Below are 19,540 nucleotides of genomic sequence, written 5' to 3'. Positions count from 1 at the left end.
GCAGGCCGAATGACTTCGGCCTGCTGTCACTCGTCGTCGTCGAAGTTGTAACTGCCCGGGGCGAGGTTTTCGAAACGGGTGTATTTGCCGATGAACGCCAGGCGGATAAAACCGATCGGGCCGTTACGCTGCTTGCCGATGATGATTTCGGCGATGCCCTTGTGTTCGGTTTCCGGGTGATACACCTCGTCGCGGTAGACGAACATGATCACGTCGGCGTCCTGCTCGATCGCTCCGGATTCGCGCAAGTCGGAGTTCACCGGACGCTTGTTCGGACGTTGTTCGAGGGAGCGGTTGAGCTGCGACAGCGCCACCACCGGACAGTTGAATTCCTTGGCCAGCGCTTTCAGGGATCGCGAGATCTCGGAAATCTCGTTGGTGCGGTTATCACCGCTGGAACCGGGAATCTGCATCAGCTGCAGGTAGTCGATCATGATCAGGCCGACATCGCCGTGCTCGCGCACCAGACGCCGGGTTCGCGCACGCATTTCCGACGGGCTGATGCCGGCGGTGTCATCGATGAACAGCTTGCGATCGTTGAGCAGGTTGACCGCCGAGGTCAGGCGCGGCCAGTCATCGTCTTCCAGTTGGCCGGAACGCACCTTGGTCTGATCGATGCGCCCCAACGAGGAGAGCATACGCATGATCAGCGATTCACCTGGCATCTCGAGGGAGTACACCAGAACCGCCTTCTCGCTGCGCAACACGGCGTTTTCCACCAGGTTCATCGCGAAGGTGGTTTTACCCATCGACGGACGGCCGGCGACGATGATCAAGTCAGACGGCTGCAGGCCGCTGGTCTTCTCGTCGAGGTCGGTGTAGCCGGTGGACAGACCGGTGATGGCGTTGTCGGTGTTGAACAAGGTGTCGATGCGATCGATAGCCTTGGTCAGCAAATCGTTGACACCGACCGGGCCGCCGGTTTTAGGTCGGGCCTCGGCAATCTGGAAGATCTGCCGTTCGGCTTCGTCGAGAATCTCGGCGGCGGTGCGGCCTTCCGGATTGAACGCGCTGTCGGCGATTTCGGTGCTGATGCCGATCAACTGGCGCAACGTCGCTCGTTCACGGACGATCTGCGCATAGGCCTTGATGTTGGCGACGGACGGCGTATTTTTCGCCAGTTCGCCAAGGTAACCGAGGCCACCGACCTGCGAGGTCTGACCTTCCTTGTCCAGTTGTTCGGACAGGGTCACGACGTCGATCGGCATGTTCTGATCGGCCAGTTTGGCGATCGCACGGAAGATCAGACGGTGGTCATGTCGATAGAAATCGCCGTCGGAGACTTGATCGAGCACGCGTTCCCAGGCGTTGTTGTCCAGCATCAGACCACCGAGTACAGCCTGTTCGGCTTCGATGGAATGCGGCGGCACCTTCAGGGCAGCGGTTTGCAGATCGTATTGCTCGGGAGCGGAGATATCGTTCATGGCCACTTGTGTTGTTTGGAAAAACAGGGAATTCAGAAAGACAAAGGGCACGACCTGTAAACAGGATCGTGCCCGATGTTAACCGTCTGACGGACAAGCCGCCAGCCGATCAGTGTTGCTTAAGCTGCTACCACGACAACGCGTACGGTGGCTTCAACTTCGGCGTGCAGGTGCACAGCCACGTCGAATTCACCCACGTTGCGGATGGTGCCGTTCGGCAGACGAACTTCGCTCTTCTGCACTTCAACGCCGGAGGCGGTCAGTGCGTCAGCGATGTCGTGAGTACCGATCGAACCGAACAGCTTGCCTTCGTCGCCAGCGGTGGCAGTGATGGTCACTTCCAGCTCGGCCAGTTGGGCAGCACGGCTTTCAGCCGATGCTTTACGGTCTGCGGCAGCTTTTTCCAGCTCAGCACGACGCTCTTCGAACGCAGCCAGGTTGGCAGCGGTCGCAGCGGTAGCTTTGCCGAAAGGCAGCAGGTAGTTACGGCCGTAACCGGCCTTAACGTTTACTTTGTCGCCCAGGTTGCCCAGGTTGGCGATTTTTTCCAGAAGGATCAGTTGCATGTGGAAATCCTCTTAACTTTTAACCTTCACCGTTCGCGTTATCGGCGTCTTTCGACACGTGACGACCGCGAAAATCAATCAGGCTGTCGACAATGGCCAGGACCACGAGCAACGGATAGATCAGCTGCATGAACAACAGCAGCGTGACGTACAACCCCACCAGCCAGAAACCGGCCAGTCGCTTCTGCCCGACCAGCCCGTGAATCAGGGCAAGTCCGGCGAACACCAGCGGTACACTGCACAACGGCGTCAACATGGCCATCTGTGCACCGAGATTCGGGCCCAGAAGCATCAACGCCAGCAGTAACATCGCCGGCCCCAGCGGGATCCGGATGGCGCGAAACTCGCGACCAAAACCACCCGGGTTGTACAACAACGCCTGCCAATGCCGCCCGACAATCAGGCTCAGCACGCTGACGATTTGCAACAAAGCCGCAATCAGTCCGGTCAGGACTGGTGCGATCAGGGACGCGAAACGCGCTTGCTCATCAACCGACAATTGCTTGTAAGTCTCACCGAGAAGCGCCGGCATGACCTTTATCAAGGCCTGCGCGAGCATCTCGATCTGGGCCGCAAACGCTGCCCCGAGCACCACTGAAAACACCACTCCAACCACTACGCTGACCAGCAGCGTGCGAACCCAGGACTCACTTGCGCGCAAAACCAACGCAAGTCCCGAAGACCCCAGCAGCACCAGAAGTGCGCGTGGGTCATCGGCATACCACCACCAGATCAATGCCGGCAGCAGCCCCAGAGACAGAACACCCAGGGCGTCCGTCAGTCCGCGCCGCAGCAGCACAAGGCTCCCGGCGGCAGCGCCCAACCAATACAACAACGGCAATGTTGCACATCCGGCCACCACGAGAGTGGCCTGCATACGGCCTCGCATGATGAACTCAGCTAAGGCACGCATGCATTCAATCCTTTGCTACTTGTCGACTGCCCGGTCTCAGCGGCCGTGGCTGTCGGTGTAGGCCAGCAGGGCCAGGAAGCGGGCGCGCTTGATAGCGGTGGCCAGCTGACGCTGATAACGAGCTTTGGTACCGGTGATGCGGCTTGGAACGATTTTGCCGGTCTCGGATACGTAGGCTTTCAGAGTGTTGAGATCTTTGTAATCGATCTCTTTCACGTCTTCAGCGGTGAAGCGGCAGAATTTACGACGACGGAAGAAACGTGCCATTTGATAGGCTCCTTAAAAGGTCCGTGGATTACTCGTCAGCGTTATCGCTGTTGTCGCTGTCATCACTATCAGCGCTATCAGCGCCTTCGTGCTCAGGACGGTCGCGACGCTCACGGCGCTCACTGCGGTTTTCTTCAGCCTTGAGCATCTCGGACTGGCCAGTAACGGCTTCGTCGCGACGGATGACCAGGTTACGGATCACTGCATCGTTGTAGCGGAAGTTGTCTTCCAGCTCGGCCAGGGCCTTGCCAGTGCACTCAACGTTCAGCATCACGTAGTGAGCCTTGTGAACATTGTTGATTGCGTAGGCCAGTTGACGACGGCCCCAATCTTCCAGACGGTGGATTTTGCCGCCGTCTTCTTCGATCAGCTTGGTGTAACGCTCAACCATGCCGCCGACTTGCTCGCTTTGATCCGGGTGGACCAAAAAGATGATTTCGTAATGACGCATGAATGCTCCTTACGGGTTGTAGCCTGCCGCTCAAAAACGGTCAGACAAGGAGTGAATGACACTTATGGACTTGCTGGCGCGGGGCACATGCGTGCCTGCCGTCACAGCAAGGGGCGCAATTGTAGAGAAGGGGCAGAAGAGGCGCAAGGTAATTGGTGATTATTTGAACAACCACCCATTTATGCCACACCACAAACACTGTGGGAGCGAGCCTGCTCGCGAATGCGTTGTATCAGGCAACATTTATGTCGACTGACACTCCGCTTTCGCGAGCAGGCTCGCTCCCACATTTGAATCGTGTACGACTCAGGACTTCTTCGCGGCAGCCTTGGCTTTTGCACCGCGCTGACGCTGGGCTTCGAACAGGCAGACGCCGGTCGCTACCGAGACGTTGAGACTGCTGACGCTACCGGCCATCGGCAGCTTCACCAGATAATCACAGTGCTCGCGAGTCAGGCGACGCATGCCTTTGCCTTCGGCGCCCATGATCAGGATGGTTGGGCCAGTCAGGTCCTGGTCATAAATGCTGACCTCGGCCTCACCCGCCGTACCGACAATCCACAGACCGCGCTGCTGAAGCTTTTCCAGCGTACGCGCAAGGTTGGTTACCGCCACCAGCGGAATCACTTCCGCCGCGCCGCAAGCGACTTTACGCACGACCGGCGTCAAAGTTGCCGATTTGTCTTTCGGCACTATCACCGCCAGCGCACCGGCCGCATCAGCCGAACGCAAGCAGGCGCCGAGGTTGTGCGGATCTGTCACGCCATCCAGCACCAGCAACAGTGGCGCGCCCTCAGTGCGATCGAGCAGCTCGTCGAGCATGGCTTCGCCCCAGACCTGGCTCGGGCTGACTTCCGCCACCACGCCCTGATGCACGCCTTCAACCCAAGCGTCCATTTCACGGCGCTCGGCCTGGCCGACCTGGACACGATTTTCGTTGGCCAGCTCAACCAGGGTCTGTACGCGCGGATCGTTGCGGCTTTCCGCCAGCCAGATCTGCTTGACGCGTTTCGGGTGATGACGCAGCAACGCTTCTACCGCGTGAACGCCGTAGATTTTTTCCAACTGACTCATGACTTCGCCTTCGGTTTACGTGCCCCGCCACTTTTGGCTGGAGCAGAACCCGCTTTTGGCGGGCCTTTACGATGTTTGCTCGGTTTGGCTGGCTTGCCGCCGGAGGCCTTTTCAGGCGCCGACCGTCCGGTCTTTCCCCCGGACGCCGCTTTACCACCGTTTTTGGCATCAGAAAGCAGCGCTTTCTTCATTTCACGGCTTTTGCGCAACTCGGCGTTTTTCGCCACGGCGTCGCTTGGACGATAGGCTTCTGCGACTTTTTCCTTGGCAGGACGACGGCTGGCAGTTTTAGCCGGGGCCTTTTCTTCCGAAGCCTTGGCAGCAGGAGCCGTGGTTTCAGCACCACGCTTCTTGCGGCCGATTGGCGCGCTGATGGTTTTTTCAGCCATCTCGAAGTCGATCTTGCGCTCGTCGAGGTCGACGCGCATGACCCGCACTTCAACGGTATCGCCAAGGCGGAAGCTACGACCGGTGCGCTCGCCCGCCAGGCGGTGATGCACAGGATCGAAGTGGTAGTAATCGCCCGGCAGCGCGGTGACATGCACCAGGCCTTCGACGTAGATATCGGTCAGCTCGACGAACAGGCCAAAACCGGTTACCGCGGTGATCACGCCCGGGAACGACTCGCCCACGCGGTCTTTCATGAACTCGCACTTGAGCCAGTTCACCACGTCGCGGGTCGCTTCGTCAGCACGGCGCTCACTCATCGAGCACTGCTCGCCGAGCTGCTCCAGTGCTGCCTCGTCGTACGGATAGATGCGCGCCTTCGGAATGGTCATCGCACCGGCACGACGAACGTGCGGGGTATCCTGTTTCGAATGGATCACGCTGCGGATCGCGCGGTGCGTCAGCAGGTCCGGATAACGACGGATCGGCGAAGTGAAGTGGGTATACGCTTCGTAATTCAGGCCGAAGTGGCCCTGATTGTCAGCGCTGTACACCGCTTGACTCAGCGAGCGCAGCATCACGGTCTGGATCAGATGGAAATCCGGACGGTCCTTGATGCTCGCCAGCAAGGCCTGATAGTCCTTCGGCGAAGGGCCATCCTTGCCTTTGTGCAGGGACAGACCAAGCTCGCCAAGGAACGCGCGCAGTTTTTCCAGACGCTCTGGTGGCGGGCCGTCATGCACGCGGTACAGCGCAGGAATTTCATGCTTCTTTAAGAACTCGGCGGTGGCCACGTTGGCCGCCAGCATGCATTCCTCGATCAGCTTGTGCGCGTCATTGCGGGTGGTCGGACGGATTTCGGCAATCTTGCGCTCGGTACCGAAGATGATTCGGGTTTCCTGCGTTTCGAAATCGATCGCGCCACGTACGTGACGGGCAGCCAGCAGAACCTTGTACAGCGCATAAAGCTGCTTGAGGTGCGGCAGAACATCGTTGTACTCACCGCGAAGCTGACGCGCCTCGGTGATTTTCGGCGTTTCCAGCATCGCGCTGACTTTGTTGTAAGTCAGACGGGCGTGGGAATGGATCACCGCTTCATAGAAGCAGTAGTCGGTCATTTCGCCGGACTTGGAGATGGTCATCTCGCAAACCATGGCCAGACGATCGACGTGCGGATTCAGCGAGCACAGGCCGTTGGACAGTTGCTCAGGCAGCATCGGCACGACGCGCTCGGGGAAATACACCGAGTTGCCACGCACTTGCGCTTCGTTGTCCAGCGCCGAACCGATCTTCACATAGCTGGAAACGTCGGCAATCGCCACGTACAACTTCCAGCCGCCAGAGAACAGGCGCAGCTTGCCCGGTTTGGCTTCGCAATAAACGGCATCGTCGAAGTCGCGGGCATCTTCGCCGTCGATGGTGACGAACGGCAGATGACGCAGGTCGACGCGCTTCTCTTTATCTTTCTCTTCGACTTCCGGCTTGAGCTTGGCCGCTTCTTTCAGAACAGCCTCAGGCCAGACGTGCGGAATGTCGTAGGTGCGCAGGGCCACGTCGATTTCCATGCCCGGCGCCATGTAGTTGCCGACCACTTCAACCACGTCGCCTTGCGGCTGGAAGCGCGGCGTCGGCCAGTGGGTGATTTTCACCTCAACGAATTGACCGATCTGCGCGTTGGCATTGCGGCCCGGGGTGACCAGCACTTCTTGCTGAATCTTCGGGTTGTCGGCAACGACGAAGCCGATGCCGCCTTCTTCAAAGTAACGACCGACGATGGTTTCGTGAGCACGGGAGACCACTTCGACGATCACGCCTTCGCGGCGACCGCGACGGTCGAGACCGGAAACACGCGCCAGCGCACGGTCGCCATCGAACACCAGACGCATCTGCGCCGGACTCATGAACAGATCATCGCTGCCGTCGTCCGGCACCAGGAAGCCGAAACCGTCGCGGTGACCGCTGATGCGGCCGAGGATCAGGTCGAGTTTATCGACCGGTGCATAAGTGCCGCGGCGGGTGTAGATCAGTTGTGCGTCGCGCTCCATGGCGCGCAGGCGGCGGCGCAGGGCTTCGATCTGGTCTTCCGTGGTCAGACCAAACTCTTCGACCAGTTGCTCGCGGGCAGCAGGCGAACCCCGATCGGCGAGGTGCGCCAGGATCAGTTCGCGGCTAGGAATAGGGTTTTCGTATTTTTCCGCTTCACGAGCGGCCTCGGGATCGAGGGACTGCCAATCGGCCATTAGAGAGTTTTCACCTTGTCTATATGCGGGTTAGTTTGGCATAGGCGCCATGAAACGGGAAATTTCCGACTCTATAAGGCCTGACTGAGGCCCTGCAACGACGCTTGAAAGCCGTTTTGTACACCGCTGGTAAAAAAAATCATATTTTTTGCTGACAGGGGTTTACAGTTAAAAAGACGCTCCGTATAGTGCGCGCCATCGACGACGCACAGCGTTGCCGATACTGCCCAGATGGTGAAATTGGTAGACACGCCAGCTTCAGGTGCTGGTGACCTTACGGTCGTGGAAGTTCGAGTCTTCTTCTGGGCACCAATTTCGAGCTTGAGACTAGATCAGTTTCAAGGCTCACACAAAACCCGCGAAAGCGGGTTTTTTGCATTCTAAGCCCGGCGTTTCTTAAAACTGATTTATTAAAATTAAATCAGGGGTTTACAGATCAAAAGACGCTCCGTATAGTGCGCCACATCAACAGCGGCAACGCTCGCGATGATTGCCCAGATGGTGAAATTGGTAGACACGCCAGCTTCAGGTGCTGGTGACCTTACGGTCGTGGAAGTTCGAGTCTTCTTCTGGGCACCAATTCAAATTCAAGGTTACGGCCTTGGATTTCACAGAAACCCGCGAAAGCGGGTTTTTGCGTTTCTGGCTTCCAGAAATTTATCACCCCTCACCTTGATCTGGAAAAACAAGATCAGAAGATCGTCCGAACGCGGCGCAAGCCTTCGGCAGCTATTACAGGATCGCGCATCCTCCCGCAAGGCGCACTTGAGAAACAATATCGTTTATCATTGTTGCAAGTTTTTGCAATGCGACAGTGAGGAACCCTGCGAATGACGTTTCGAAATACCCTGCGCCGAGGCTTGACCTTCACCCTTCTCGGCCTGGCGCTCGCCACTCCCCTCACCCAGGCTGCCGATGCGGTTTCCCTGACTCTCTACAACGGACAGCACAAGGAAGTCGGCGACGCGATCGCCAAAGCCTTCGAAGCCAAGACCGGCATTCACGTCAATGTCCGTAAAGGCAGCAGCAATCAGCTCGCCAGCCAGATCATCGAAGAGGGTGACCGCTCCCCTGCAGACGTGATCTACACCGAAGAATCACCACCGCTGAACAATCTCGGCGAACTAGGCCTGCTGGCCAAGACCGATGACGCGACACTGGCCGTGCTGCCGGCAAAATACGTCGCCGGTAACGGCACCTGGATCGGTGTCACCGCCCGGGTTCGCGTAGTCGCGTTCAATCCAAAACTGATCGACGAAAAAGACCTGCCGAAATCGGTAATGGAATTCTCCGACCCGCAATGGCAAGGCAAAGTCGGCTTCGTACCGACCAGCGGTGCGTTTCAGGAACAAGCCGTGGCGATCATCAAGATGCACGGTCGCGACGCCGCCGAAGAATGGCTGACCGGTCTGCGCGCATTCGGCAAGACCTACAGCAACAACATGGTTGCACTCAAAGCGGTGGAAAACGGCGAAGTCGCTACAGTGCTGGTGAACAATTACTACTGGTTCGCCCTGCAACGCGAGAAAGGCCAACTCGACTCGAAACTGCATTACTTCACCGGTGGCGACGCCGGCGGCTTGATCACTGTATCCAGCGCAGCCGTGCTGAAATCCAGCAAACATCCGAAAGAAGCCCAACAATTCCTCGCCTACATGGCCAGCGAAGAAGGCCAGCGCGTGATCACTCAGACCACCGCCGAGTATCCGCTGCATAAAGGTATGGAATCGGATCGCGGGCTCAAGCCCTTCAGCGAACTGGAAGCGCCAAACGTGACACCAGCCGATCTGGGCAATGCTGAAGAAGCGCTGGATCTGGAACGCGAAGTTGGCTTGAACTGATGACCGCATCGTTATCCGCCCCCGCCATGCGCGGGGGTTACGTACCAAAGCGCAAGCGGCCATCGATCTGGCTGGTGCTGCCGGTTTTGTTGCTGGTCGTACTCAGCCTGTTACCACTGGCCTATGTCGGACTCAAAGCCTGGCAGGCCGGTTGGGCCGAGGCGCTGCACTTGTTGTGGCGACCGTATGTCTTCGGCTTGCTGCGCAACACCTTGGCATTGATGGTGGGCGTGACCATTACCTGCGGCGTGATCGGCCTGTCGCTGGCCTGGCTGCTGGAACGCAGCAATTTGCCAGGGCGGCGCCTGTGGGGTGTGCTTCTGTGCCTGCCGTTCGCGGTGCCGGCGTTTGTCAGCAGCTTCACATGGGTGTCGTTGAGCGCGCAGTTCGAAGGGCTTGGCGGGGCGATTCTGGTGATGAGCCTGTCGAAGTACCCGCTGATCTTTCTGCCAGTCGCAGCAACCCTGCGCAATCTCGATCCCTCCCTTGAAGAATCTGCCCGCACCCTTGGGCAGAATCGCTGGGGCGTGTTTTTTCGCGTCACCCTGCCGCTGCTCTGGCCTTCGCTACTGGCGGGTTCTTTGCTGATCGCCCTGCACATGCTGGTGGAGTTCGGCGCACTGTCGATCATCGGTCTGCAGACCTTCACCACGGCAATCTATCAGCAATTCGAACTGGAATTCAGCAACGCCAACGCAGCGATGCTGTCGGCCGTGCTGCTGGCGCTGTGTCTGGTGTTGTTGTGGCTGGAATTGCGCGTGCGCGGCAAAGGCCGACATGTGCGCACAGGACAAGGTGCAGCGCGCCAGCCTGAACAGGTTCGGCTTGGGCCGTGGGCAGCGGTCGGTCAGCTGTATTGCCTGATGCTGGCGGTGGTTGGCAGCGGGATTCCGCTGGGGATGCTGGCGTATTGGCTGGCGGTCGGTTCGTCGGCGGCTTTCCCGGTGGCCGCGATTACTGAGGCCCTGCTCTCGTCTTTGGCGCTATCTCTTGGCGGTGCGGCATTGTGCCTGGTGCTGGCCGTGCCAGTCGGATTGCTGGTAGTGCGCTACAAAGGCCAACTGGCAATCTGGGCCGAGCGCTTGCCGTATCTGCTGCATGCGCTACCGGGCCTGGTCATTGCGTTGACGCTGGTGTACTTCGCGCTGCATTACGTGCCGGCGCTGTACCAGACTTCGGGGTTACTACTGATCGCTTATGCGTTGCTGTTTTTGCCATTGGCGCAGGCACCGATTCGCACGGCACTGAACAAGGCAGCGCCGCAACTGGAAGAGGCTGCGCGCACACTGGGCGCTTCGTCGTTCACGGCGTTTTGTCGGGTGACGCTGCCGATCATCTTCCCGGCATTGGGCGCAGCGTTTGCACTGGTTTTTCTGGATGCGATGAAGGAATTGACCGCGACGTTGTTGTTGAGTCCGACCGGGCTTAATACGCTGGCGACCGAGGTCTGGGCGCATACCGCAAATGTCGAGTTTGCGGCGGCGGCGCCTTATGCGGCGCTGTTGATTTTAGTGTCGGGGCTGCCGGTTTATCTGCTAACGACGCGGATGTATCTGAGTCGCTGATGCCGCTTTCGCGCGCAAGCTCGCTCCCACATTTTGACCGAGTCCCATCAGAGGAACGCGATCTAATGTGGGAGCGAGCCTGCTCGCGAAGGGACCAGCTAAAACAACCTCAAGCCCTGAACTGCCCCAGGCTCGCCTTGAGTTGCGCCGCCAAACCATCCAGCACCTTGCCACTCGCCGTGGTCTCCACCACCGCCTGCGCCGCTTTCTCGGCTTGCGCATGAATCGTCTCGACGCGCCCGCGCACCGCCTGCGCACCTTGCGCCTGATGCGCCGCGGCCTGGGTGGCCAGACCTATCGCCGCATGGACTTGCTCGACCGATGCCTGCACTGACTGCTGCAAGCGCGCACTGTCGCGCAACACCAACAAACCTTCGCTGGCCTGACGCCCGGCCTGACCAATCGCCTCGACCGCCTCACGCGCGCCCTGCTGCAACGCGACAATGTGCGCCTGAATATCGCCGGTGGAGCTTTGCGTCTTGCTCGCCAACGCACGCACCTCGTCGGCAACAACGGCAAATCCACGCCCGGTCTCGCCAGCACGTGCAGCTTCAATTGCTGCGTTGAGCGCCAGCAGATTGGTCTGCTCGGCAATCCCGTGAATCACCGTCAGCACCACCTCGATCTGCTCACTCTGCTGCGCCAGTCGCTCGATGACTTTCGCCCCGGTATCGACCTGCCCCGCCAGCGCCTCGATCAGGCTGCCGACTTTGGCGGAGGTGCGGGTGTTTTCATCCGTGGCCTGGCGAATGTCCACCACCTGCTTCAACGCCGCTTGCATTGCATGACTTTCCGATTGCGCCTCATCGGCCATTTGCGACAGTGCACGCAGGCTTTCCGCTACCTCATCACGCTGCATGCCGGCAGCCGCATCGGCACCGGCATTGCGCAGTGTCATCGCGCCAATCTCGACGCCGGTGCGCTGTGCGACATCGCCCGCCTCGCGCACGATCGGCTGCAACTTATCTACAAAGCGATTGACCGCCGAGGCCATGTCGCCGATTTCGTCTTTGCTGTTGATCTGTACGCGCTTGGTCAGGTCACCCTCGCCCGCCGCCAGATCATCCATCGCCGCGTTGAGCATCTTCAAACGATTGACTACGCGATGGCCTAGCACTACCGCCAGCAACAACAGCACACCACAGCCGACCAGCGCCAGGCCCATGCCGATCCGCCAGCGCAAGGTCGCCGCCGCTTCCTGGACGGTATTGGCGGTATTGGCTTTCATCTCGGTCGCGGTGGACTGCGCTGACTGCAGGCGTGCTTGCATCGCCTTGGCGCTGTCCGCTGCGGCGCCTTTGAGGCTGTCGCCGACCAGTTGATCACTGCTGGCAATCAACGCCGAGAAGCGCTTGTCGAGCGCGGCCAGATCGGTCTCGACCGAGGCCGTGGAAACACCCATCAACACTTTGCCGATTTCCACGCCATTGGGATTGATCGACGCTTCGAGGTAATAGACCGACGGATCGTTCTTCGCCGCATCCAGCACTTTATCCAGCGCACGCTCGCCCTGACCTTTTTCCAGCAAGGCTTTGTTGATCGGGTTTTCGCGATTGAGATAACGGGTCAGGTGCTGGCCGGTGGCGTCGTCGTACACCACAAACAGCACATTGGGGTTACGCTGGGCACGCCGGGCGAACTCGGACAGGGTCGGTACGTCGCTGTCCCACATGGCACGCGGGGCGACGGAGGCCAGTAACTGCGCCATGTCATTGGCCGAATCTTTCAGATCCTTTTCCAGCGTCGCACGCAATTGCGCCTGCTCGTCTTTCAGTCGCAAAGACAGGCCGGCGGTAAGCCGCTGACGAGTACTGGCGGACAACGCATCGAGGCTTGAGGTGACTTCACGCCCGGCCTGCTCCAGCTCGCCGGAGAGTTTCTGGCTGTCGGCGCCGAGGCGCACCGCCAGATCAGCCTCCAGCGCGGTGACGGTGCTCCGCGTCAGGGCAACGGCCACCAACACCTGCACCAAAAGGGCGATACCAAGGGTAACGAATACGGGGCGCAACAAACGGCTTTGTAACAGTGAGAGAACGGCCGACACTGTGAATACCTCTACTTCTGACGCCATTAATTTGATGGCACTCTTGTAGACAGATTCACAGCAAAGGTCATGCCGTCCAACAGGCATAAACGACAAAGGCCCCGATGAAGGGGCCTTTGTGTTTTTACATCAACGACTTATCAAGCAAACGGATGACGCAGAACGATGGTTTCGTTGCGGTCCGGGCCCGTCGAAATAATGTCGATCGGCGCGCCGATCAACTCTTCAACGCGTTTGATGTAGGCACGAGCATTAGCCGGCAGCTCTTCCAGGGTTTTCGCACCCACGGTCGATTCGGTCCAGCCCGGCACTTCTTCGTACACAGGCTGCAGGCCTACGTAGCTGTCAGCGTCGGTCGGCGCAACAGCATTGCCTTCGGCATCTTTGTAGCCAACGCAGATGTTGATGGTTTCCAGACCGTCGAGTACGTCCAGCTTGGTCAGGCAGATGCCCGAGATGCTGTTCACATCGATAGCGCGACGCAGGATAACAGCGTCGAACCAGCCGCAACGACGGGCACGGCCTGTGGTAGCGCCGAACTCGTGACCTTGCTTGGCCAGGTGTGCACCGACGTCGTCAAACAGCTCAGTCGGGAACGGGCCCGAACCGACGCGAGTGGTGTAAGCCTTGGTGATGCCCAGGATGTAATCCAGGAACATCGGGCCAACGCCGGAACCGGTCGCCACGCCACCAGCGGTGGTATTTGAGCTGGTCACGTACGGGTAAGTACCGTGGTCGATGTCGAGCAACGAACCCTGAGCACCTTCGAACATGATGTCTTTGCCAGCGCGACGCAGGTCGTGCAGCTCGGCAGTCACGTCCAGCATCAGCGGCTTCAGCAGCTCAGCGTATTCCTTGCACTCGGCCAGGGTCTTTTCGAACTCGATGGCCGGCTCTTTGTAGTAACCGACCAGCATGAAGTTGTGGTAGTCCACCAGTTCACGCAGCTTGTCTTCGAAGCGCGGCATGTTCAGCAGGTCGCCAACACGCAGGCCACGACGAGCAACCTTGTCTTCGTACGCCGGGCCGATGCCGCGACCGGTGGTACCGATCTTCAGCTCGCCACGGGCCTTTTCACGGGCCTGGTCCAGCGCCACGTGGAAGGACAGGATCAGCGGGCAGGACGGGCTGATACGCAGACGCTCACGCACTGGTACGCCTTTCTCTTCCAGCTTGGTGATCTCGCGCAGCAGGGCGTCTGGTGCAACCACCACGCCGTTGCCGATCAGGCACTGCACGCCTTCGCGCAGCACGCCCGACGGAATCAGGTGCAGGACGGTTTTTTCGCCGTCGATCACCAGTGTGTGGCCAGCGTTGTGGCCACCTTGGTAGCGCACTACGGCGGCAGCATGTTCGGTCAGCAGATCAACGATCTTGCCTTTGCCCTCATCACCCCATTGGGTGCCCAGGACTACGACATTCTTACCCATAACACTTGTCCTCATTCGCGCAAACTTGGTGCCGGCGATGGCCGGCAGGAAAACTCAAGAAGCCAGTGGCGATACTTGCCAAAGCCCGTTCTGCTGAATCAATTGCCGGTCGCAGTCCGCATCACGGGCGGCGGCCAAAGGTTGTCCAGGCAACGCCTGAACGACACGCTGACCCTCACTGCGCAACTGGCAAACCTGCTGCCAGAGTGCCGCATCCGTACTGTCAGGCATCCAGATACCGCCAGACGGTAGCTCGATCTCAGCACGCCCCAGGGTCACCAGGGTTTTCAAATCGGTAGAGAAGCCTGTCGCCGGACGGGCGCGGCCAAAATCAGCGCCGATGTCGTCGTAACGACCGCCCTGAGCGATGGACTGGCCAACGCCCGGCACGAACACCGCAAACACCACACCGGTGTGGTAGTGGTAGCCACGCAGCTCGCCCAGATCGAAGTACAAAGGTAGCTCCGGGAAGCGCGCCGACAAACGCTCGGCGATCGCCAGCAAATCTTCCAGTGCCGCCAGCACTGGCGCCGGTGCATTGGCCAGACGTTCGCGAGCAGCGCTCAACACTTCACGGCCGCCGCACAGATCGACCAGTGCGCGCAACATGCCGGACAGATCGGCCGGCAGGCCTTCGGTCAAGGTAATGACCTCGTCGATGGCCTTGCGTTGCAACGCATCGAACAACTGCTGCTCGACTTCACCGGACAGACCGGCGGCACGCGCCAGACCACGGTAGATGCCGACATGGCCAAGGTCCATGTGTACATCCGCCACATCGGCCAGTTGCAGCATCGCCAGCATCAGACTGATCACTTCAACGTCGCTGCTCGGGCTGGCGTCGCCGTACAACTCGGCACCCAACTGGATCGGGCTGCGCGAAGAAGACAGTGCACGCGGCTGGGCATGCAGCACGCTGCCGGCGTAGCACAGACGGCTCGGGCCTTCGCGACGCAGGGTATGCGCATCAATGCGCGCCACTTGCGGCGTGATGTCGGCACGGAAACCCATCTGCCGGCCCGATTGCGGGTCGATGACCTTGAAGGTACGCAGATCCAGGTCCTGGCCCGCGCCGGTCAGCAGGGATTCCAGGTACTCGATATGGGGAGTCACGACAAACTCGTAACCCCAGCTCTGGAACAGATCCAACACCTGACGACGCGCGACTTCAATGCGCGCCGCTTCCGGTGGCAGTACTTCTTCGATGCCATCTGGCAGCAGCCAGCGGTCTACCGTTGCCATTACGCCATTCCCCTTTGATCCGGGCGGCCAGCCTGCGGGCGAGCCTTGAGTGAAGCAGAAAATGACCAATCCGTTCAAAACGCGCGCGCATGAACGACGCGGCGAAAGGCCTGTTACCGGCTTCGCCCATCACTTTCCTCGAAATACTCTCGGGCCATTCAACCCGATGCCTGCAACAAAAAACAGCAATCAAACGTGCAGACGCAAAAAAGCCGGGAATTTCCCGGCTGCCGCATCATACACACGTTTTCCCAAAGGATCACCCCGCCCGAGGTTTTAGCCGCCGGGCGGAATGATTCAGGTCAACGGCGTATCAAGGCTTGGCCTTTTCCAGGTAGTGGAAAAAGTCGCTGCTTGGGTCGAGGACCAATACGTCGGATTTGTTCGCGAAGCTTTCACGGTAGGCGCGCAGGCTACGGTAGAAACTGTAGAACTCCTGATCCTGACCGTAGGCCTTGGAGTAGATCGCAGCGGCCTGGGCATCACCGTCACCGCGAACCTCTTCGGATTCACGATAGGCTTCAGCCAGCAGCACGCGGCGTTGACGATCGGCATCGGCACGGATGCCTTCCGCCAGCTCGTTACCCTTGGCGCGGTGCTCGCGAGCTTCACGCTCTCGCTCGGTGCTCATACGTTCGAACACGCTGCGGTTCACTTCTTTCGGCAGGTCGATGGTCTTGACCCGGACATCGACCACTTCGATACCCAGCTCTTTTTCCGCCATTTTGTTCAGCGATGCGGTGATGTCAGCCATCAGTGCATCACGCTCACCCGACACCACTTCGTGCAGGGTGCGCTTACCGAACTGGTCACGCAGACCGGATTCCAGACGACGGGACAGACGCTCGTCGGCGATTTGCTTGAGGCCGGAAGTCGCGGTGTAGAAGCGCTCGGCATCTTTCACGCGCCACTTGGCGTAGGCATCAACCATTACGGCTTTCTTTTCCAGGGTAAGGAAACGCTGTGTCGGTGCATCCAGCGTCATCAGACGTGCGTCGAATTTACGCACCTGGTTAACGTAAGGCACTTTCACATGCAGACCCGGCTGAACATCGGCCTGAACCACACGACCGAATTGCAGCAGCACCGCACGCTCGGTCTGAGCGACGATGTAGAAGCAGTTCCAGCCCACCAGTACCACAACGACGCCAACGATCAGGGCGATCAGCGATTTATTGCTCATCAGCGGGTCTCCCTTGTGCGCGACTGCGGCAGATCAGTGACATGCGGCGTGACGTCCGTGTTGTTGCTGGCGGCAGCCGAACCGGTGACCGGTGCATTGCTACCCGAACTGTTCTGAATCATTTTGTCCAACGGCAGGTAAAGCAGGTTGCTCTGGCCGTTCTTGTTACCGGTCACAAGTACCTTGCTGGTGTTGCTGAAGACTTCCTGCATGGTGTCCAGGTACAGACGCTGGCGGGTAACTTCAGGTGCCTTGCGATACTCGGCGACCAGCTTGGTAAAGCGATCGGCTTCACCCTTGGCGCGCGAGACCGTTTCGTCACGATAACCGTTGGCATCCTCGAGGATACGCTGGGCCTGGCCACGGGCTTCCGGCACGACGCCGTTGGCGTAGGTTTCAGCCTGGTTGCGCGAGCGCTGCTCGTCTTCACGGGCGCGGATCACGTCATCGAAGGCTTCCTGCACTTCACGCGGTGCCGCTGCGCTCTGTACGTTGACCTGAGTGACGGTGATACCGGTGCGATAGGTATCGAGGAAGCGTTGCAGACGCTCCTTGATTTCGCTGGCCATCAATTCACGACCTTCGGTCAGCACCTGGTCCATGGCGGTCGAACCCACCACGTGGCGCAGGGCACTGTCGGTCGCATGCTGCAGGCTGATTTCCGGCTGATCGACGTTCAGCACGAAGTCCTGCAGGTTGCTGATCTTGTACTGCACGGTCAGTGGGACTTCGACGATGTTCTCATCTTCGGTCAGCATCTGGCCCTGCTTGGTGTAGGCACGCTCACGCGTGACGTTTTCCATGTACTTTTTATCGATCGGCGGGAAGTAGATGTTCAGGCCCGGGCCGACAGTCTCATAGTACTTGCCGAAGCGCAGCACCACGGCTTGCTCCTGCTCATCGACCACGTAGACCGCGCTGTACAGCCAGACAGCCGCCAGCACAACGAGGCCGATGCCGAGCAGACCGCCGAAGCCGCCACTGCTCTTGCCCGAACCACCGCCGTCATCACCACGTTTCTTACCACCACCGAACAACCCGTTCAGGCTTTCCTGCAGCTTTCGGAAGGCCTCGTCGAGATCCGGTGGCCCCTTGCGGTCGCCATTATTGCGGCGTTTGCCACCCCAAGGATCCTGATTATTCGAGTTGCCACCCGGCTCATTCCAAGCCATAGCGCTCTCCATCTGATAAAGCAAAGACGCACCCACGGCGCGCCGACCAATGCTACAGAATGCCTGCCGTTACGGCACAACCGCTTCTTCAGGCTTTTATTGCAAAGTGTGTTGCTCGATGAATTCCATCGGCTGCAATCCTTCGCGGCTTACCAGTCGATTCAGCTCGACCCGGGGCAAACGAACGGCCAGCAGACTGATGCCTTCTTCGTCGTGCTCTTCTTTCTGCACCGCACCGAGTTCGAAAAACTGCGCACGCAGTCGGGCGAATCGTTGCGGCAAGCGCAAGGTGCCGATGAACAAATCACTGCCGAGTAATTCGGCGATGGCTTGTTCAAGCAATTCCAGACCACTGCCATCACGTGCCGAAAGCCAGACCCGCTGGGGCTTGCCGTTTTCGTCGCGCTGGATTTGTGGCTCAACGCCTTCAAGCAAATCGAGTTTGTTATAGACCTCGAGGATCGGCAAGTCCTGGGCACCAATCTCGCCCAGCACCACCATCACCTGCTCGATCTGCAACATGCGATCCGGTTCGGCCGCATCGATCACGTGCAACAACAGATCGGAATTGCTCGACTCTTCGAGGGTAGACCGAAATGCCTCGACCAGCTTGTGCGGCAAGTGACGAATGAAACCCACCGTGTCAGCCAGAACGATCGGCCCCAGGTCGTCAAGTTCCAGACGGCGCAAGGTCGGGTCCAGCGTGGCGAACAATTGGTCGGCCGCGTAGACGTCGGATTTCGTCACGTTGTTGAAGAGTGTGGATTTGCCGGCGTTGGTATATCCCACCAGAGACACGGTCGGGATGTCAGCGCGGGAACGGCCACGTCGCGATTGCTCGCGCTGGCTGCGCACTTTCTCCAACCGGCCCTTGATCTGACGCAGGCGGACCCGCAGCAAACGGCGGTCGGTTTCGAGTTGTGTTTCACCCGGACCACGCATGCCGATGCCGCCACCTTGGCGTTCAAGGTGAGTCCAGCCGCGAACCAGCCGTGTGCTCATGTGGTCAAGCTGGGCCAGTTCAACCTGGAGCTTGCCTTCATGGGTACGGGCGCGCTGGGCGAAAATATCGAGAATCAGACCGGTACGGTCGATCACGCGACACTCGAAAACACGTTCGAGGTTACGTTCCTGACTGGGCGTGAGGATGTGATTGAAAATCACCAGATCGGCTTCTTCAGCCTTGACCAGGTCGCGCAGTTCCTCGACCTTGCCGCTGCCGATCAGAAATTTGGCGGTTGGCCGATGACGCGGCACGTTAAAAAACGCAACGGTCTCGGCGCCGGCCGAATTAGCCAATTCCTGAAACTCCTGCGGATCTTCGCGCGCCTCAGGGTCCTGTCCATCCAAGTGAACGAGGATGACTCGCTCACCACCACCGTGGCGCTCAAAGAACAAAGGAGACTCCTATCAGGCGTTACCTGGCTCAGCGTCACCTGCTTCGGATTCGGTTGCGCTAGGCAGACGAATTGGACGAACCGGCACTACTGTCGAGATAGCGTGTTTGTAAACCATCTGGCTTACGGTGTTTTTCAGCAGGATCACGAACTGGTCGAACGACTCGATCGTGCCTTGCAGTTTGATACCGTTGACCAGGTAGATGGAAACCCCAACTTTCTCTTTACGTAAAGTATTCAAGTAAGGGTCTTGTAGCGAATGCCCTTTTGACATGTGCCGCACTCCTTTAAGGATTCAATAATAAAAATAGGTAATTCAGATGGCTTTGGCCGCCACACCCCCA

General features: G+C 59.0%; 16 protein-coding genes and 2 tRNA genes. 4 read left to right on the top strand and 14 right to left on the bottom strand.

The annotated features are described in order from the left end of the window. Positions 1–26: 26 nt before the first annotated feature. The 7 genes from dnaB to rnr all read right to left on the bottom strand — a co-directional run bounded on the left by dnaB (position 27) and on the right by rnr (position 7,322). Positions 27–1,424 (bottom strand): replicative DNA helicase, encoded by a 1,398-nt coding sequence (dnaB, locus tag ACRRSD_RS18120; RefSeq protein ID WP_007915846.1) that lies wholly within the window; start codon positions 1,422–1,424, stop codon positions 27–29. A gap of 119 nt (positions 1,425–1,543) precedes the next feature. Beyond that, on the bottom strand, positions 1,544–1,990 hold the full coding sequence (gene rplI / locus ACRRSD_RS18115) for a 50S ribosomal protein L9 (protein ID WP_003221136.1): 447 nt from the start codon (positions 1,988–1,990) through the stop codon (positions 1,544–1,546). A gap of 19 nt (positions 1,991–2,009) precedes the next feature. After that, positions 2,010–2,903, bottom strand: a complete 894-nt coding sequence (locus ACRRSD_RS18110; protein ID WP_435034517.1) for a hypothetical protein — start codon at positions 2,901–2,903, stop codon at positions 2,010–2,012. A gap of 36 nt (positions 2,904–2,939) precedes the next feature. After that, a complete protein-coding gene (rpsR, locus tag ACRRSD_RS18105) occupies positions 2,940–3,170 on the bottom strand; it encodes a 30S ribosomal protein S18 (RefSeq protein WP_002551829.1) in 231 nt (76 codons plus the stop codon). Between the two features lie 28 nt (positions 3,171–3,198). Beyond that, positions 3,199–3,621 (bottom strand): 30S ribosomal protein S6, encoded by a 423-nt coding sequence (rpsF, locus tag ACRRSD_RS18100; RefSeq protein WP_038360383.1) that lies wholly within the window; start codon positions 3,619–3,621, stop codon positions 3,199–3,201. Positions 3,622–3,927: 306 nt separating this feature from the next. Continuing rightward, positions 3,928–4,695 (bottom strand): 23S rRNA (guanosine(2251)-2'-O)-methyltransferase RlmB, encoded by a 768-nt coding sequence (gene rlmB, locus ACRRSD_RS18095; protein WP_016983783.1) that lies wholly within the window; start codon positions 4,693–4,695, stop codon positions 3,928–3,930. After that, the gene (rnr, locus tag ACRRSD_RS18090; protein ID WP_435034516.1) at positions 4,692–7,322 is read right to left on the bottom strand and encodes a ribonuclease R; all 2,631 of its coding nucleotides are present in this window, start codon (positions 7,320–7,322) and stop codon (positions 4,692–4,694) included. Before rnr ends, rlmB begins: the two co-directional genes overlap by 4 nt. 225 nt (positions 7,323–7,547) lie before the next feature. Between rnr and ACRRSD_RS18085 the strand changes: the two genes are divergently transcribed. The 4 genes from ACRRSD_RS18085 (at position 7,548) to ACRRSD_RS18070 (ending at position 10,728) form a co-directional block, all read left to right on the top strand. Beyond that, positions 7,548–7,634 (top strand) — tRNA-Leu (locus ACRRSD_RS18085). Between the two features lie 180 nt (positions 7,635–7,814). Beyond that, positions 7,815–7,901: transfer RNA gene (locus ACRRSD_RS18080), tRNA-Leu, on the top strand. Between the two features lie 251 nt (positions 7,902–8,152). Next, positions 8,153–9,163 carry an extracellular solute-binding protein gene (locus ACRRSD_RS18075; protein ID WP_435034515.1) on the top strand — a complete coding sequence of 337 codons (1,011 nt, stop codon included), beginning with the start codon at positions 8,153–8,155 and terminating at the stop codon, positions 9,161–9,163. Further along, positions 9,163–10,728 (top strand): ABC transporter permease, encoded by a 1,566-nt coding sequence (locus ACRRSD_RS18070; RefSeq protein ID WP_435034514.1) that lies wholly within the window; start codon positions 9,163–9,165, stop codon positions 10,726–10,728. The genes ACRRSD_RS18075 and ACRRSD_RS18070 overlap by 1 nt, the downstream gene beginning before the upstream one ends. Before the next feature lie 109 nt (positions 10,729–10,837). Here ACRRSD_RS18070 and ACRRSD_RS18065 read toward each other — a convergent pair whose 3' ends face one another. From ACRRSD_RS18065 to hfq, 7 genes are all read right to left on the bottom strand, one after another. Next, a complete protein-coding gene (locus ACRRSD_RS18065) occupies positions 10,838–12,772 on the bottom strand; it encodes a methyl-accepting chemotaxis protein (RefSeq protein ID WP_435034513.1) in 1,935 nt (644 codons plus the stop codon). 140 nt (positions 12,773–12,912) lie between these two features. Continuing rightward, the gene (locus tag ACRRSD_RS18060; protein ID WP_007915835.1) at positions 12,913–14,202 is read right to left on the bottom strand and encodes an adenylosuccinate synthase; all 1,290 of its coding nucleotides are present in this window, start codon (positions 14,200–14,202) and stop codon (positions 12,913–12,915) included. 54 nt (positions 14,203–14,256) lie between these two features. Beyond that, a complete protein-coding gene (locus ACRRSD_RS18055) occupies positions 14,257–15,444 on the bottom strand; it encodes an ATP phosphoribosyltransferase regulatory subunit (protein WP_435034512.1) in 1,188 nt (395 codons plus the stop codon). 313 nt (positions 15,445–15,757) lie between these two features. Beyond that, on the bottom strand, positions 15,758–16,627 hold the full coding sequence (gene hflC, locus ACRRSD_RS18050) for a protease modulator HflC (RefSeq protein WP_007915830.1): 870 nt from the start codon (positions 16,625–16,627) through the stop codon (positions 15,758–15,760). After that, positions 16,627–17,799, bottom strand: coding sequence for an FtsH protease activity modulator HflK (gene hflK, locus ACRRSD_RS18045; RefSeq protein WP_007915828.1), 1,173 nt, complete (start codon positions 17,797–17,799; stop codon positions 16,627–16,629). Before hflK ends, hflC begins: the two co-directional genes overlap by 1 nt. A gap of 96 nt (positions 17,800–17,895) precedes the next feature. Continuing rightward, positions 17,896–19,197: a ribosome rescue GTPase HflX gene (gene hflX, locus ACRRSD_RS18040; protein ID WP_095056368.1), complete on the bottom strand. Its 1,302-nt coding sequence runs from the start codon at positions 19,195–19,197 to the stop codon at positions 17,896–17,898. Positions 19,198–19,209: 12 nt separating this feature from the next. Continuing rightward, a complete protein-coding gene (gene hfq / locus ACRRSD_RS18035) occupies positions 19,210–19,470 on the bottom strand; it encodes an RNA chaperone Hfq (RefSeq protein ID WP_007902656.1) in 261 nt (86 codons plus the stop codon). Positions 19,471–19,540: the final 70 nt, after the last annotated feature.

It is taken from the genome of Pseudomonas neuropathica (assembly GCF_051174785.1).
Lineage (GTDB): Bacteria > Pseudomonadota > Gammaproteobacteria > Pseudomonadales > Pseudomonadaceae > Aquipseudomonas > Aquipseudomonas neuropathica_A.
Note: the sequence above shows the minus strand (reverse complement) of the source record. Positions and strands in the feature narration are given on the sequence as shown.